Source organism: Corynebacterium sp. (assembly GCF_012837295.1).
GTDB lineage: Bacteria > Actinomycetota > Actinomycetes > Mycobacteriales > Mycobacteriaceae > Corynebacterium.
In genome coordinates this window covers 1-15,970 of sequence record NZ_DURI01000203.1, presented here as the reverse complement: position 1 = coordinate 15,970, position 15,970 = coordinate 1, and the positions used below count along the sequence as shown (strand labels likewise).

General features: G+C 69.8%; 11 protein-coding genes. 4 read left to right on the top strand and 7 right to left on the bottom strand.

Translation table 11 applies throughout. The features are described 5' to 3' along the window. The 4 genes from GX015_RS06740 to GX015_RS06725 all read right to left on the bottom strand — a co-directional run. The coding region (locus tag GX015_RS06740; RefSeq protein WP_291343798.1) for a nitronate monooxygenase at positions 1 to 875 on the bottom strand (875 nt) is incomplete at its 3' end. Positions 876 to 950: 75 nt separating this feature from the next. After that, positions 951 to 2,084, bottom strand: a complete 1,134-nt coding sequence (locus GX015_RS06735; RefSeq protein ID WP_291343796.1) for an Mrp/NBP35 family ATP-binding protein — start codon at positions 2,082 to 2,084, stop codon at positions 951 to 953. Between the two features lie 11 nt (positions 2,085 to 2,095). Then, positions 2,096 to 2,719: a DUF1003 domain-containing protein gene (locus GX015_RS06730; protein ID WP_291343794.1), complete on the bottom strand. Its 624-nt coding sequence runs from the start codon at positions 2,717 to 2,719 to the stop codon at positions 2,096 to 2,098. 3 nt (positions 2,720 to 2,722) lie between these two features. Next, on the bottom strand, positions 2,723 to 4,000 hold the full coding sequence (locus GX015_RS06725; RefSeq protein ID WP_291343792.1) for a CBS domain-containing protein: 1,278 nt from the start codon (positions 3,998 to 4,000) through the stop codon (positions 2,723 to 2,725). A gap of 145 nt (positions 4,001 to 4,145) precedes the next feature. On the opposite strand from GX015_RS06725, the gene GX015_RS06720 reads away from it, so the two are divergent. After that, entirely contained in the window at positions 4,146 to 4,628 is a 483-nt protein-coding gene (locus GX015_RS06720; protein ID WP_291343789.1) for a general stress protein, read from the top strand. A 4-nt stretch (positions 4,629 to 4,632) separates the two neighbouring features. Here GX015_RS06720 and GX015_RS06715 read toward each other — a convergent pair whose 3' ends face one another. Further along, positions 4,633 to 5,694 carry a magnesium and cobalt transport protein CorA gene (locus GX015_RS06715; protein ID WP_291343787.1) on the bottom strand — a complete coding sequence of 354 codons (1,062 nt, stop codon included), beginning with the start codon at positions 5,692 to 5,694 and terminating at the stop codon, positions 4,633 to 4,635. Positions 5,695 to 5,955: 261 nt separating this feature from the next. Between GX015_RS06715 and GX015_RS06710 the strand changes: the two genes are divergently transcribed. From GX015_RS06710 to GX015_RS06700, 3 genes are all read left to right on the top strand, one after another. Next, complete coding sequence (locus GX015_RS06710) at positions 5,956 to 6,666, top strand: glycine betaine ABC transporter substrate-binding protein (RefSeq protein WP_291343786.1); 711 nt, start codon at positions 5,956 to 5,958, stop codon at positions 6,664 to 6,666. A 152-nt stretch (positions 6,667 to 6,818) separates the two neighbouring features. After that, entirely contained in the window at positions 6,819 to 7,238 is a 420-nt protein-coding gene (locus GX015_RS06705) for a metalloregulator ArsR/SmtB family transcription factor (RefSeq protein WP_291343784.1), read from the top strand. 79 nt (positions 7,239 to 7,317) lie between these two features. Continuing rightward, positions 7,318 to 8,382 (top strand): cation diffusion facilitator family transporter, encoded by a 1,065-nt coding sequence (locus GX015_RS06700; protein ID WP_291343783.1) that lies wholly within the window; start codon positions 7,318 to 7,320, stop codon positions 8,380 to 8,382. Positions 8,383 to 8,860: 478 nt separating this feature from the next. Here the strand turns inward: GX015_RS06700 and GX015_RS06695 are convergent, their stop codons facing one another. Continuing rightward, a complete protein-coding gene (locus GX015_RS06695) occupies positions 8,861 to 12,583 on the bottom strand; it encodes a multifunctional oxoglutarate decarboxylase/oxoglutarate dehydrogenase thiamine pyrophosphate-binding subunit/dihydrolipoyllysine-residue succinyltransferase subunit (protein ID WP_291343782.1) in 3,723 nt (1,240 codons plus the stop codon). Between the two features lie 65 nt (positions 12,584 to 12,648). Next, positions 12,649 to 15,970, bottom strand: a 3,322-nt coding sequence (locus GX015_RS06690) for an ABC transporter ATP-binding protein (RefSeq protein ID WP_291343781.1), incomplete at its 5' end; no start/stop codon positions are given.

Below are 15,970 nucleotides of genomic sequence, written 5' to 3'. Positions count from 1 at the left end.
TAATCTTCTTTCATCTTGGTCACGGTGGCCAAAGAGGCGCCCGCCGCGACGATGGGCACGGTGGTCGCCTCGCCGTCGACGAGCACGGCGTAGTCCTCGGTCAGCGCCCGCACGGACCGCACGAGCGCCGCCGTCCCGGACACGCCCGCGTGGAATCCGACGGCGGCGGGCATCTCCGCGACGGCGAACGTCGATTGGTGCCCGCCGGCGCCCGGCCCCTGCACGATCAGGTGGTCGGCGCCGACGGCGAGCGCCGCCCGCGCCTCGTCCTGGCTGGTCACGGTCACGCCTACGGACTTGCCCGCGGCGTTGAGCGCGCGCACCACGGAGCGCTTGGGCAGGCCGAACGTGAAGGTCACCGTTGCCACTGCATCGCTTGACGACGTCCCCGCGCCCGAGTTGCCCGCCGTGCCACCCGAGGAAGCGTCGTCGGCGCCGGTGGCGGAGTCACCGGTGGCCGGGTCGCCGGTGCCGGAGCCCGTCAGCAGGGCGATCTTGGCGTCCCAGTCGTCGTCGGACCACTTCGGCTCGTCGGGGAGTTCCACGCCGGGGAAGTCGGCCGCCAACCGATCCCGGTACTCGCGCCACCCGTCGGAGACGTCCGGGTTCGGCACGAACAGGTTCACGCCGATGCGCCCGCCGCCCGCCGACGTGCGGTTCGGGAAACCGTTGGCCGGACGGCGGGACGACGGGCCGTCGTAAAGCGAAATGGTCTCGCCGATGACCTCCGCGAGCGTGCCCGCCGACAGGTACCCCGCGGCGATCATGCCGAGGCCCCCGGCGCGGGCGACCTCCGCCACCAATTCCGGAGACGACGGGCCGCCGGCCATCGGGGCGCCGACGAGGGGGAGCGGGAGATCGCGCGGGCTGAACATGGCGATCAGATTACGCAATCGGGCCCCGGCGGCGGAAGAGGTTCCGCCGCCGGGGCCCGGTCGATCGCGATTGTTTTACTTGGGCGTAACACCCAGGCCCAGCGACTTGCCGGCCAGCGACTCGCGACGCGTAAACAGCTTGGCCGCAACGTCGTTGAGCGCCTTGCCCGCGCCCGACTCCGGCTCCGACAGGACGATGGGGGTGCCCTCGTCGCCGCCCTCGCGCAGACGCGTGTCCAGCGGCACCTGGCCCAGCAGCGGCACGTTCGCGCCGGTGATCTGCGTCAGGCGCTTGGCGACGGTCTCGCCGCCGCCCGAACCGAAGACCTCCATCTTCGAACCGTCGGGCATCTCCATCCAGCTCATGTTCTCGATGACGCCGGTGATGCGCTGGCGCGTCTGCAGCGAGATCGTGCCCGCGCGCTCGGCGACCTCCGCCGCCGCCATCTGCGGGGTGGTCACGATGAGCAGCTCGGCGTTCGGCACCAGCTGCGCCACCGAAATGGCGATGTCGCCCGTGCCCGGCGGCAGGTCGAACAGCAGCACGTCCAGATCGCCCCAGAACACGTCCGCCAGGAACTGCTGGATCGCGCGGTGCAGCATCGGGCCGCGCCACACGACCGGCGCGTTGTCGTCGACGAAGTGGCCGATCGAGATCAGCGACACCCCGTGCGCCTGCGGCGGCATGATCATGTCGTCGACCTGGTGCGGCTTGTCCTCCGAGCCCATCATGTGGGGCACCGAGTGGCCGTAGACGTCGGCGTCGAGCACGCCGACCGCAAGGCCCTTCGCGGCCAGCGCGGCGGCGAGGTTCACCGTCACCGACGACTTGCCCACGCCGCCCTTGCCCGACGCCACCGCGTACACGCGGGTGCGGGACTCCGGCTGGGCGAACGGGATGACCGGCTCGGCGGACGAACCGCGCACGGCGTTGCGGAATTCACGGCGCTGCTCGTCGTTCATCACGTCGGTGGTGACGGAGACGGCGCCGACGCCCTCGATGCCCTTGACGGCATCCTCGGTGCGCTCGACGATCGTGTTCTTCATCGGGCACGCGGCGATGGTGAGGTACACCTCGACGGCGACGTCGTTCGACTCCGAAATGGCGATGGACTTGACCATGCCGATCTCGGTGATCGGGCGACGGACCTCGGGATCCTCGACCGTGGAAAGGGCGGTGCGGACCTGGGCTTCAGTAATCGTGGACATCGCATCGAATCCTAACGCTCGTGGTGGTCGGGGCGGGAGCCGGGGTGCCGATCATCGGCCCGGCGAGTGACGGGCTCTCCCGGATGGCTGCCCGGATGGGCGCCGGGGTGGCGGTCCTCCTCGTACAGGCGGGCCTCGATGCGTTCGAGCACGCCGGTGAGGTCGTCGAGCTCGCGGCGGAGGTAGTCGCGGGTGACGGCCTCGCCGACGACGGCGCGCACGCCGGCGATCTCGCGGGCGAGGAACTCCGTGTCGGCCTTCGTCTCGGCGGCGCGGCGGCGATCCTCGGCCACGGACGCGCGGTCGCGGTCCTCCTGCCGGTTCTGCGCCAGCAGGATCAGCGGCGCGGCGTACGCGGCCTGGGTGGAGAACGCCAGGTTGAGCAGGATGAACGGGTACGGGTCCCAGTTCCACCACATGCCGCCGATGTTCAGGGCGATCCACACGATGACGATGATCGTCTGGAACGCCAGGTACTTGCCGGTGCCCAGGAAGCGGGCGACGTTCTCGGCGACCTCGCCGACGCGGTCGCCGTCGAAGTCGATGAACTTCTTCCGGCGGTCGACGACGGGCGTGTCCAGCTCCAGGCGGTCGCGCGACGGGCGCTCCGACCCCCGGTGAGTGTCCTTCGCCATGGGTTACGCGGTCCTTTCCGGGCGGATGCCGTCCTCGCGCCAGTCGTCGGGGAGCATGTGGTCGAGCAGGTCGTCGACGCTCAGCGCGCCGAGCAGGTGCCCCTCGTCGTCGATGACGGGCCCGCACACCAGGTTGTACGTGGCGAAGTACCGCGCCGCGATCTCGTCGTCGTCCTCCGCGTACAGCGGCGGCAGGTCGGGGTCGAGGATGCCGCCGATCTGCGTCGACGGCGGTTCCCGCAGCAGCTTCTGCAGGTGCACGCAGCCCAGGTACCGGCCGGTCGGCGTCGCCGTCGGCGGGCGCACGACGAACACCATCGAGGCCAGCGACGTCGGCAGCTCCGGGTCCCGCGCCCGCGCCAGCGCCTCCGCCACGGTCGTCGTCGGCTGGAGGATCAGCGGGTCCGACGTCATCAGGCCGCCCACCGTGTCCGGCTCGAACACCATCAGTCGCCGCAGCGCCTGCGATTCCTCGGGGTCCATCAACTCCAGCAGCACGTCGGCGCGGCTCTCGTCGAGCTCGCCGAGCAGGTCGGCCGCGTCGTCGGGGTCCATCTCCTCGAGGATGTCCGCGGCGCGCTCGATGGTCAGGTCCTCCAGGACCTCCGTCTGATCGTCGTCCGGCAGCTCCTGGATGATGTCGGCCAGCAGCTCGTCGTCCAACGCCTCCGCGATGCGGCGGCGACGCTCCGGCGCCATGTCGGCCATGGCGCCGGCGATGTCGGCCGGGCGCATCTCGTGGAACTCGGCGATGAGTTCCGCATCGTGGTCGCTCGGTTCCGCGCCGGCGCCCAGGCCGTGGACGTGATTCCACGGCGCCACCGCGACGTCGCGGCGCCCTCGCAGCCCCCGCTTCGGCCCCAGCACCGCCACGCGCGTGAGCACCCAATCCCGCGTGCGGGACCGCTCCATCTCCACGTCCGTCAACTCCTGCGGCACGCCGTGCAGGTGCTCCAGGTCGGGGTCGTCGATCTGCACCTTCGCGCCGACGAGGTCGCCCAGCACGGTGGATTCGCCGGGCCGCGCCTTGAACTGGCGCATGGACACCAGACCGGAATTGAGCAGGATCTCGTTCGGCTCCACGGCCGTGATGCGCCCCATGGGCACGAAAACCCGGCGCTTGTCCGTCAGCTGCAGCACCAGGCCCAGCGCCCGCGACGGAGCGCCGGAGGGCCGCAGCCGCACGACCACGTCACGCGCCCGGCCGATGGCATCGCCGTCCGGGTTGCGCACGATCATCCCCGACAGGCGGCCCGCGTACACGCGGTCGATGGAAGTCATGGTCACCAGGATAACCGCCGCCCCGGATCCCCATTTCGCTTTACGACGCCCACCTCTCCGTAAACCCGTCTGCGGGGAACAAAAGGGGCGCCCGGGCCGTTGAAACGGGGAGAACCCGCGCAACAGGAAGAGGAGCACCACCACCATGGCCGAGGGCCGCACTTACGGAAAGCCCGCCGCGACGCCGCCGGAAGGATGGCCGATCGGCACCTTCACCACCTACGCCGAGGCGCAGGCCGCCGTCGACGAACTGTCGGACCGCGACGAGTTCCCCGTGTCGGACCTGACCATCGTCGGCGTCGACCTCATGCAGGTCGAGCGCGTCGTGGGCCGCCTGACCTGGGGCAAGGTGCTCGGCGGCGGCGCCCTCTACGGCATGTGGATGGGCCTGTTTTTCGGCCTGCTCCTGGGCCTGTTCCAGGACAATTGGATCGCCCCGTTGATCACCGGCGTCGTCGTCGGCGCGGTCTTCGGCCTGATCCTCGCCGCCGTGCCCTACGGCATGCAGAACGGCAAGCGCGACTTCGCGTCGACCACCGAGATCGTCGCCGGACGCTACGACGTCCTGTGCAACCCCCGCAACGCGGAAAAGGCCCGCGACCTGCTCGCGCAGCGCCGACTGCGCTGATCGCCTACAGCCACTTGTTGCGGCGCAGCAGCCACACCAGGAACGCCACGACGAGGCCCATGATGCCGAGCACGATGAAATAGCCGTACTCCCAATGGAGTTCGGGCATGTGGTCGAAGTTCATTCCGTAAATGCCGGCCAGCGCCGTCGGCACGGCGAGGATGGCCGCGTAGGCCGAGATCGTGCGCATGTCGGTGTTCTGCTGCAGCTGGATCTTCACCGCCGCGGCGTCGATGAGGGCGGAGAGGCGCTCATCGAAGCCCTGCGCCATGTCGGCGGCGACGAGCTGATGGTCGAGGACGTCCGACAGGTAGCGGCGCACCGTCTTCGGCATCAGCTGCCCGCGCATGGACATCATCGTGCGCAGCGCCGTGGTCAGCGGATCGATGGCGTGGCGCATCTCCAGGATCTCTCGCTTGAGGATGTAAATGTCCTCGATCTCCGTGATGTACCCCGGCTCGAAGACCTCGTCCTCCATGTCCTCGACGAGGTCCTCCAGCTGCTGGACCGTGCGCAGGTAGTCGTCGACCAAAAGGTCGGTGATCGCCCACAGCACGCCGGCCGGGCCGGGCTGGATCATCTCCGGATCCTCCGACACCCGCTCGCCGAGGATGCTCAGCGTCTCGCGCGCCATGCCCATGCGGATGGTGATGATGTAATTGCGCCCCAGCACCATGAGCAGCTGGCCGGTGTCGATCTTTTCGTTCTCGTCCCCGGCCGTTCCCTGCGGGTTGTAGTGGACCGAGCGGACGACGAAAACCATGTGGTCGTCGTGGATTTCGACCTTCGGGCGCTGCCGGTGCGTCAACGCGTCCTCGACCGTCAGCTCGTGGAGCCCGTACTCCTCGGCGATGGCGTCCATCTGCACCTCGTCCGGGCGCGACAGCGACAGCCACACGAAACCCTCGCCGCGCGAGCGCACCTCCTCGAGTGCGCTGCGGTGATCGAACTGCCCCTCCACCCGGTGCCCGTCGACGTAGACGCCGCAATCCCGCATCGCATCCGACGACGGGAGAATCGCCTTGCGACGATTCGTCCGCGGGGCCTGGCGGGGGGACGAGGGCACGGGAGCCTCCTTCGGGGGTAACCTGGCGGCGCAATGCCGATCGAAGCGGATCAGAGCCATTCAGAGCCGACTCGCGCCGATCGGAGCCGATCTGAGCCGACCGGTGCCGATCGAAGCGGATGGAACAGGAGCGATGCGATGAAGGCCGGGGACCTTGCCGCCCACGTGACCGCCGATCGGCGCATCGGGAAGAGCTTACGTCCTGATCGGGGATTCCGCCGAACGAGTGGGCGGTGGGCGTCGCCAGGCAAGCGAGGCGCCGTGCCCGTCGTGCTGGCCGCCGCGCTGGCGCTGACCGGCTGCGCGTCGCAGGACCCCGCCGTGCCCGCCCCGGCCGAGCAGCGCGAACCGGTCCTCGTCGGCGCCGACCTCGCCGATGACCAGCAGGCCGTGCTCGCCGAGGTCTACGCCGGCGCGCTGGAACGGAAGGGCCGCGACACCTCCGGCACCGTCGAAGTGCCGTCCGACGAGCGGATGCGGGCGGTGCAATCCGGCGAAGTCACGATGTCGTTCGGCTGCACCGGCGAGCTGCTGGGCATCATCGACCCGACGACCGCGCGCCAACTCGCCGAGGAGTACGCCGCCGACGACGACCCCGGCAAGGCGATGTCCGCCGAGTGGCGAGACCGCGTCTACGGCGCGATGTCGGCGGCGCTGCCCGGCGAAATCATGGCCACCGACCCGTCGAACGCACAGGGCTGCGGCCGCGAGAACGGCCTGAGCGAGGACGAGGCCAAGCGCCTCGAGGCCCGCGCCGCCGACGACCCCGGCGCCGTGTTGCCGCAGCACATCGTGCCGTTCTACCTCAAGCCGGCTCTGACGCGGGCCAATCGCGTCGACGCGCTCAACCGCGTCGCCGGGTCGCTGTCCACCGACGAACTCGACGAGCTCACCGATCGCGTCCGCGACGGCGGCGAACCGTCGGAGGTCGCGCGGGAATGGTTGGACACCTCCCGCTTTACGACGGGGTAGTGCGGCGCGCGGGCCGTCGCAAAGCAAGAAGGAGCGGGGCGCGGAGCCACGCCGGCGGGGAGCGAGGGGCGGGGCGCGGAGCCTGCGCATGTGTGAAGGCGCGCATCATAAGTGCTGGTTGGTGAACCTATCGGCCGTGTTAGGGTGGCGGCATGAACAGCTTCCCGCGAGCCGTCGACGAGCCGACCAACGACCGGGGCCCCGGTGGGGCCGAGGTGTGCGAGGAATCCGGCCATGCGACGTCGCTGTCGCCCGACTCGCCGTACATCGACGTGGCCGTCGAGGTGTTCTCGATGCTCGCGGACATGACGCGCGTGAAGATCATCCTCGCCCTGCGCGACGGTGAACTGCCCGTCGGCGAGCTGGCCGTGCGGGTGGGGAAGACGCCGACGAGCGTGTCCCAGCACCTGGCGAAACTGCGGATGGCGCGGATGGTCCACGCGCGGCAGGAGGGGACGCGGGTGTTCTACTCGCTCGTCGACGAGCATGCCGCGACACTGGTCGTGCAGGCGATCTACCAGGCCGAACATGCCATCGAGGGGGATCCGCACCCGCCGCGGCGGTGGAGGTAAGGGGCGGCGTTCGGGCGGCTGCCCGCTCCGTGACTCGAAGGGGTTGCCGGGCGGGCTGCTTTTGATCCACAATATGCGCATGAATGCAGGTATGCAGGGAGGCGGTGGTGCTGCGGGCGAGCACGGCCATGACCACTCCCATTCGCACGGCCACGACCACGACCACGACCACCGGCACGGCGGCGTCGGCCACGCGCTGAAGCACTTCTTCGTTCCGCACAGCCACGACGTCGGCGACCGCATCGACGACGCCCTCGAGGCCAGCGACGCGGGCATCCGTGCCACGAAGATCGGGCTCATCGGCCTCGGCGTCACTGCGGCGCTGCAAATGGTCATCTTCGCGTTCTCGGGTTCCGTCGCCCTGCTGGCCGACACGATCCACAACGTCGCGGATGCTTCGACGTCGTTGCCGCTGTGGTTGGCGTTCATCGTCGGCAAGCGAGTCCCGACGAAGCGCTTCACGTTCGGCTACGGCCGTGCCGAGGACCTCGCGGGACTGTTCGTCGTCCTGGTCATCGCGGTGTCGGTGGTGGTCGCGGGCGTGACGTCGGTGCAGCGGCTCATCGATCCGCAGCCGATCGACCACGTCGGGTGGGTGCTGGCGGCGGGCGTCGTCGGAGCGATCGGCAATGAGGTCGTCGCCGCGTACCGCATCCGCATCGGCCGCCGCATCGGGTCGGCGGCGCTCATCGCGGACGGCGTCCATGCGCGCACGGATGGCCTCACGTCGCTCGCGGTCGTCGCCGGCGCCCTCGGCGTGATGGCCGGTTTCCCGCTCGCCGATCCGATAGTCGGACTGCTGATCACCGTCATGATCGCCGTCCTCCTCGTCGGCACCGCACGCGACATCGGCGGCCGCCTCCTCGATGGCGTGGATCCTTCGCTTTACGACGCCACCGTCCACTCCATCGCCGCCCACGTCGATTCGGCCCAGGTCGCGCACCCGCCGCGGCTGCGCTGGTCGGGGCATCGGCTGTTCGTGGACGTCAGCGTGGCAGTCGCACCCGAAACGCCGATGGCCGAGCTCGCCGCCACGAGAGAAGCCATCATCGATTCGGTGCGGGCGCACGTGCCGAGGGCGTCGGACGTCCGCGTCGAGTTCCTCCCCGCCGGCCAGTGCACCCGCGGCCCCGCCGCCGTGTGACCCGCTCCCGGCCAGCGCAGTCGTGGCCCCGCCGAGATGTGATTCGCCATTGGTTGGCTACTGCGCGGGGGATTAGCGGCAGCGCCAGCGCCGCCTCTCCACAAATAGACGTCCAGTGGACAGAAAGAGCTGGTCAACCACGTCTTTCTGTCCACTGGACGTCTTTCTGGGCCGGAGCGGGGAACTGAGCGGCGGGGATGCCATGTGATGTCGGGGTTTGGCGGCGGGGTGCCGGGTAATGAGGATCGGGCGCAGCTGGGGCGACGGGCGGAACGGGGTGTGGGCGGGGCGTCGTCAAGCAACCCGCACATGCGAAAAGGCCCCCGCCCCGACCCGAAAGTCGAAGCGGGGGCCTCACCAACCCCTTGGTGCGCGTGGAGCAATCACACTCCCACCGGGGCACCGCACAGGCACCCCGAGCCCGGGACACCGCTCGGGCGCCCCGGCAGCGGGCCACCGGAGCGGCCCGCCCGCAGGCCTACTTGAAGGCCTCGTCCAGCAGAGCCTTCTGCTCGATCGCGTGAACCTTGGCCACGCCGGTCGCCGTCGACGACTGGGCGCGACGGGAAACGCGGGTGAGCTTCGGCATGTCCGGCAGCGCCTCCGGCAGACCCAGCGCCAGGAACGGCCACGGGCCCTGGTTCGCCGGCTCGTCCTGCACGAAGCGGACCTCGGTGGCGTTCGGGTAGTTGTCGAACGCGTCCTTCAGGCGATTGAACGGGATCGGGTGCAGCATCTCCAGGCGGACCAGGGCGACGTCGTCGCGCTTGTCCTTCTGGCGCTTCTTCTCCAGCTCCCAGTACAGCTTGCCGGAGACGAGCAGGATGGTCTTGACCTTGTCCTTGTCGCCCTCGCCGGACAGGAAGTACTGGTCGTCGATGACAGACTTGAACTTCGTCTGCTCGGTGAACGCCTCCACCGGCGACACGGCGGCCTTGTTGCGCAGCATCGACTTCGGGGTGAAGACGACCAGCGGACGGTGCAGGTCCGACAGAGCGTGACGACGCAGCAGGTGGAAGTAGTTCGCCGGGTCAGACGGCTGAGCGACCGTGTACGAACCCTCCGCGGCGAGCTGCAGGAAACGCTCGATGCGGGCGGACGAATGGTCGGGGCCCTGGCCCTCGTAACCGTGGGGCAGCAGCAGGATCAGCTTGGAGGTCTGGCCCCACTTCGCCTCGCCGGACGAGATGTACTGGTCGATGATGGTCTGCGCGCCGTTGGCGAAGTCGCCGAACTGCGCCTCCCACGCGACGACCGCGTCCGGGTTGCCCAGGGTGTAGCCGTACTCGTAGCCCATGGCCGCGAACTCGGTCAGCGCCGAGTTGTAGACCATGAAGCGGCCGCCGTTGCCCTGCGCCTCCGCGTAGGAGTCGATCGGGTTGTACTCCTCGCCCGTCTTCGGGTCGATGAGCACGGCGTGGCGCTGGGTGAAGGTGCCGCGGCGGACGTCCTCGCCCGCCAGGCGGACGGTGCGGCCGGCGCCGGCGAGCGAACCGAAGGCCAGGAGCTCCGCGAAGCCCCAGTCGATGCCGCCCTCCTTCGACGCCTGGGCGCGCTTCTTGGCCACCGGGGCGACGCGCGGGTGCGCCTCGAAGCCCTCGGGGACGTCGATGTGCGCGTTGCCGATGGCCTGCAGCTCGACCTTGTCGATGCTCGTGTCCAGGCCGTGCGGCAGCGGCTGCGAACCGGTGATGCCGGTCTGCTCGCTGGGGGTGCCGCCCTCGGCGGAGCGGACCTCGTTGAACACCGCCTCCATCTGGTCGTGGAAGTCGCGGCGGGCGGCCTCGGCCTCTTCCTCGGAGAGGTCGCCGCGGCCGATGAGGTCCTCGGTGTACGCGGCGCGCACGCCCTCCTTGGCGTCGATGACGTCGTACATCGCCGGCTGGGTCATCGACGGGTCGTCGGCCTCGTTGTGGCCGCGCTTGCGGTAGCAGACGAGGTCGATGACGACGTCCTTGCCGTAGCGGTTGCGGTACTCGACGGCCAGCTGGCCGACCCACACGACGGCCTCCGGGTCGTCGCCGTTGACGTGGAAGACCGGGCAGCCGTAGGCCTTGGCCAGGTCGGTCGCGTAGTACGACGAGCGGGAGGAGTCGGGGGAGGTGGTGAAGCCGATCTGGTTGTTCACCACGATGTGGACGGTGCCGCCGACCTTGTAGCCGCGCAGCGCCATCAGGTTCAGGGTCTCCTGGACGATGCCCAGGCCCGCGAAGGCGGCGTCGCCGTGCAGCAGCATCGGCATGACGGTGTAGCCCTCTTCGCCACGGTCGATGATGTCCTGCTTCGCGCGCGCCAGGCCCACGACGACCGGGTTGACGGCCTCGAGGTGGGACGGGTTGGCGGTCAGGGTGACGTCGATCTCGCCGTCGCCGAACATCTGCAGGTGCTGGCCCTGGGTGCCCAGGTGGTACTTCACGTCGCCCGAGCCGCCGGCCTGCGCCGGGTCCATGTTGCCCTCGAACTCGGTGAAGATCTGCGACAGGGGCTTGCCGACGATGTTGGCCAGCACGTTGAGGCGGCCGCGGTGCGGCATGCCGATGACGACCTCGTCGAGGCCCTGGCCCGCCGCGGTGTCGATGGCGGCGTCCATGAGCGGGATCAGCGACTCGGCGCCCTCGAGGGAGAAGCGCTTCTGGCCGATGTACTTGGTCTGCAGGAAGTTCTCGAATGCCTCGGCGGCGTTGAGCTTCTGCAGGATGTACTTCTGCTCGGCGTGCGTCGGGCGCGGCTGGCCGCCCTCGATGCGGTCCTGCAGCCACTCGCGCTCGTCGGCGTCGAGGATGTGGGTGTACTCCGAGCCGACCTTGAGGCAGTAGGCGTTGCGCAGGCGGATGAGCACCTCGCGCAGCGTCATCGTCTCCTTGCCGCCGAAACCGCCGACGTTGAACGTGCGGTCGTAGTCCCACAGGGACAGGCCGTGCGTCGCGATGTCGAGGTCGCGGTGGTCCGGGGTGATGATGTTCGGGTGGTCGAAGTGCAGCGGATCGATGTCCGCGAGCAGGTGGCCGCGCTGGCGGTAGGCCTCGATGAGGCGCATGACGCGGGTGTTCTTGTCCACGCCGACGTTCGGGATGTCCTGCGCCCAGCGGACCGGGGTGTAGGGCACGCCCATGTCCTCGAAGATCTGGTCCCAGAACTTGTCGTCGACCAGCAGCTGCGACATGGTGCGCAGGAACTCGCCGGACTCGGCGCCCTGGATGATGCGGTGGTCGTACGTCGAGGTGATGGTCACCAGCTTGCCGACGCCCAGCTCGGCGAGGCGGTCGGCGGAGGCGCCGGCGAACTCGGCGGGGTAATCCATGGAGCCGACGCCGATGATGGCGCCCTGGCCCTTGGTCAGGCGCGGCACGGAGTGGCGGGTGCCGATGCCGCCCGGGTTGGTCAGCGAAATGGTGACGCCCGAGAAGTCCTTGCCGGTCAGCTTGCCGTTGCGGGCGCGGACCACGATGTCTTCGTACGCCTCGACGAACTGCTTGAACGACAGGGTCTCGCACTCGCGGATGGCCGCCACGACCAGCGCGCGGGAGCCGTCCTTGTTCTGCATGTCGATGGCCAGGCCGAGGTTGATGTTCTCCGGCACGACCAGAGTCGGCTTGCCGTCGACGACCTCGTAGGCGTTGTTCATGTCCGGGTGGGCCATGACGGCCTTGATCATCGCGTAGCCGATGATGTGGGTGAACGAGATCTTGCCGCCGCGGGTGCGCTTGAGCTGGTCGTTGACCAGGGTGCGGTTCTCGAACATGAGGCGGGCCGGCATGTCGCGCACGGACGTCGCCGTCGGGATCTCCAGCGAGAGGTCCATGTTCTTGGCGATGGCCTTGCCGATGCCCTTCAGCGCGGTCTTGCCGGCCTCGGGGGCCTCGGCGGCCGCCGCGACGTCCATGGGGGACTTCTTGGCCTTGATGGGAGCCGCCTTCTGCGGGGTGCGGGTCGGCTCCGGGCCCTTCGACGGGCGGCGGCCCGTCTCCTTGACCTCGGCTTCGGTCGCCGCGGCGCGCTTGGCCATGGGAGCCGGATCCTGGGTGGCGTTGCGCGGGGTGGCGGAACCGATGCGGCTGGCGGCCGACAGGTCCGTACCGGAGGCGTTCTTGGTGAAGTAATCCCGCCATTCCTGGTCGACGGACTGGGGATCCTTCTTGAACTGCTGGAACATCTCGTCGACCAGCCACTCGTTCTGGCCGAAGCTCATGTCGCTGCTCACGGCAGGTACTCGCCTCATTTCATGTTGATTGCATTCACGCGGGACCGCGGAGTTTTAGGGGTCAATCAAGGATAACGGTTCATGCCCGGTTCCTCCACGTCCGCCTTCCCTTTATGGTAACTGGCCCACAGTTTCGCGTAGGTGCCGCAGGCCGCCAGTAGGTCGGCGTGCGTGCCGTCTTCGATGATGCGTCCACGATCGAGGACGAGGATGCGGTCGGCGCGGGCGGCGGTGGCCAGCCGGTGGGCGACGATGACGGAGGTGCGGCGGCCGGTGGCGCGATCGGCGGCGGCGAGGATCGTGGCTTCGGTGGAGGGGTCGAGGGTGGCGGTCGCCTCATCGAGCAGAAGCAGCGCCGGGTCGACCATTTCGGCCCTGGCCAGCGCAATCAGCTGGCGTTGGCCCGACGAAAGGCCGCGGCCGCGCTCGCCGACCGGGTGGGTGAAGCCGCCGGGGATCGCGGCGATGGCGGTCAGGGCGCCGACTCGCCGTGCGGCGTCGGTGATCTCGGCTTCGGTGGCGCCGGGGCGCCCGTAGGCGATGTTGGAGGCGATGGTGCCGTGGAACAGGTGCGGTTCCTGCGGCACGTAGCCGAGCACGCCACGCCACTCTTCCAGGGGAAACTCGCGGATGTCCGTCCCCGACGCCCGCACGGACCCGTCGACCGGGTCGTGGAACCGGGCCAGGAGCTTGACGACGGTCGACTTCCCCGCGCCCGTGGTCCCCACGACGGCGACGGTCTGGCCGGAGGGAATGTGGAGATCGAGATGCTCCAGGATGACGGGGGCAGTGGGGGTGCCGTCGCCGGCGGATTCGGGCCCGCCGTCGGACCCGGCGGAAGTTTCGGCGTCGGAAACGGGTGCGGCGGCGGAGTAGTGGAACGTGACGTCGTCAAGCGAAATGTCGCCCTTGGCCGCCGACCTCGCACCCGGGGACCGGCCCGTGTCGGCGACGACGGCTTCGGTGGCCAGCAGATCCGAAATGCGGGTGAGCCCGACGCGGGCCTGCTGGTAGCCGTCGAAAACCTGCGACAGCTGCTGGATCGGGCCGAAGAGCATGCCCAGGTACAGGGTGAAGGCGATGAGGACGCCGGCGGTGGTGGCGCCCTCGGCGACCTGGGTGGCGCCGACGAACAGCACGGCGGCGGTGGTCAGCTCGGCGATGAGGTTGATGCCGGGGAAGAACGTGGCCACCGCGCCCTGCGCGCGGATGCGCAGGCGGCGGTAGCGGTCGGACTCGCGGGTGAAGGACTCCTCGACGTCGGCGACGCGGTGGTGCATCTGGATGGCGCGCAGGCCGCCGATGGCCTCCTGGAAGTCGGCGTTGACGGTGGAGACCTGCTCGCGGGCGGCGGTGTAAAGCTTCGACGAGATCGAACGGAACACCACCGTCGCCGCGGCGACGACGGGCAGCGCCAGCAGCGCCACGCCGGCCAGCGTCATGTTGGTGGCCAGCAGCATGCCGGTGACGCCGAAGAGCGTGAACAGCGCGATGATGCCCTGCGCGATGCCCGTCTGCAGGAACGACGACAGCGCGTCGATGTCGGTGGTCATCCGCGTCATGATCCGCCCCGACCGCTGCCGCTCGAAGAAGTCGAGCCCCAGCGAATGCAGGTGGCGGAAGGAGCGCACGCGAAGGGCGTAGAGCAGTCGTTCGCCCGTGCGCGAGGTCAGCACCGTGGTGCCCGCGATGGCCAGGAAACTGAGCATGACGACGCCCAGGCCCGCCGCCGCAGCCAGCCACAGCGAGGTTTCGTCGCCCGCGGAGACGCCATCGTCGATGGCCCAGCGCACCAGCATGGGGAACGCGAGGTCGGCGGCGGTGGTCACCAGCAGCAGCGCGATGACCGACAGGATGAGCAGCCGCGCATTCGACAGCAGGCCCGGCAGGCTGAAGGGCTTTGAATCGTCGAGCGCGGAGGCGGCGATGCGGGGCTGTTCGTTGGCCGGCGGCAGTGCGTCGATGCGGTTGAGGAGGTCCCGGGTGACGGGGGCGTTCATCATCGCCGCGCCCATGCCGCCACCGCCGCCCATTCCTCCGCCCATGCCACCGCCCATTCCTCCGCGGCCACCGCCCATGCCACCGCCGCCCATGCCCCGGGCGCCCTTGGTGGACATGGTGCGGTTGGCGGCGCGGCTCAGGGCGCGGGCATCGGTGGAGCTGATGGTGGAGCCGTCGGACGAGCCGGATGCGCTGGAGGAGTTGGGGCCGTCGCCGTCACCATCGGCGTCGGGGGTGGAGGGCCACAGCTCCGCATGATCCGGCTCGGCCCAGTCGGGAGCATCGATGACCAGGGGAGCGGCGTCGCCGGACCGCGACGCTTCCAGGGCGGCGCGGGCGCGGGCGCGGTCGGCGTCGGACAGATCCATCAGGTCGGCGAAGCCGGGGTGGGAGGCCACGAGCTCGTCGCGGGTGCCGTACCCCGACACGCGGCCGCCGTCGAGGATGAGAATGTGGTCGGCCAGCTCCAGCGTCGACGAACGGTGGGCGACGATGACCGTGGTGATGTCGCCGTAGTGCGTGCGCAGAGCCTCGAAGATGAGGGACTCGGTGCCGGCGTCGATGGCCGACGTCGCGTCGTCGAGGGCGAGGATGCGCGGGCGGGCCAGCAGCGCGCGGGCCAGGGCGACGCGCTGGCGCTGGCCGCCGGACAGCGTGTGGCCGCGCTCGCCGATGGCGGTGTCCCAGCCATCGGGAAGCTGGTCGATGAAGGTGACCTGGGCGTGGGCGGCGGCGCGTTCGATGTCGGCGTCGGTGGCCCCGGGGTCGGCCAGCGCGATGTTGTCGCGCAGGGTGCCGGTGCGCAGGAAGGGCTCGTCGGGCACGACGGTAATGGCGTGGCGGACGTCGTCGGCGGTGGCCAGGGCGATGTCGACGGAAGCGGTGGTGGCGGAGTCGGAGCCAGACGCCCGCGAACCGGGAGCGCCCGCGCCGGATGCCCCCGCGCCGACGATCTCGACGGACCCGGAATCGGCCACGTAATGGCGCCCGAGCAACTCGGTGAGGATGGTCTTGCCCGACCCAGGCGGACCCACCAGCGCCAGGGTGGAGCCGGCGGGGAGGTCGACGGAGACGTCGTCCAGCAAAGTGCGCCCACCCCGCGAATGCGTCACCCCGCGCAGGCGCAGGCCCACCGGACCCGCGGGGACGGGGAGGGGATCGGCGGGATCGGGATGGTCGGGCACGGACTCGATGACCTCGCCGACGCGGTCGATGCTCGCGGCCGTCAGTTGCAGCGAAATGAGCATCGTGGAGACCATGCGCGACAGCGCCGTCAGCGTGGTCAGGTAGGTGGCGAAGGCGACGAACGTGCCCACCGTGATCCGGCCCTGCAGCGCCAGCCACCCGCCGACGGCGATGTTGGCCACCAGCGACACCTGCGGCAAC

Coding starts and splice junctions, on each gene's coding strand:
- GX015_RS06735 (WP_291343796.1), bottom strand. CDS start 2,084: ATGTCCACGATTACTGAAGCCCAGGTCCGCACCGCCCTTTCCACGGTC.
- GX015_RS06730 (WP_291343794.1), bottom strand. CDS start 2,719: ATGGCGAAGGACACTCACCGGGGGTCGGAGCGCCCGTCGCGCGACCGC.
- GX015_RS06725 (WP_291343792.1), bottom strand. CDS start 4,000: ATGACTTCCATCGACCGCGTGTACGCGGGCCGCCTGTCGGGGATGATC.
- GX015_RS06720 (WP_291343789.1), top strand. CDS start 4,146: ATGGCCGAGGGCCGCACTTACGGAAAGCCCGCCGCGACGCCGCCGGAA.
- GX015_RS06705 (WP_291343784.1), top strand. CDS start 6,819: ATGAACAGCTTCCCGCGAGCCGTCGACGAGCCGACCAACGACCGGGGC.
- GX015_RS06700 (WP_291343783.1), top strand. CDS start 7,318: ATGAATGCAGGTATGCAGGGAGGCGGTGGTGCTGCGGGCGAGCACGGC.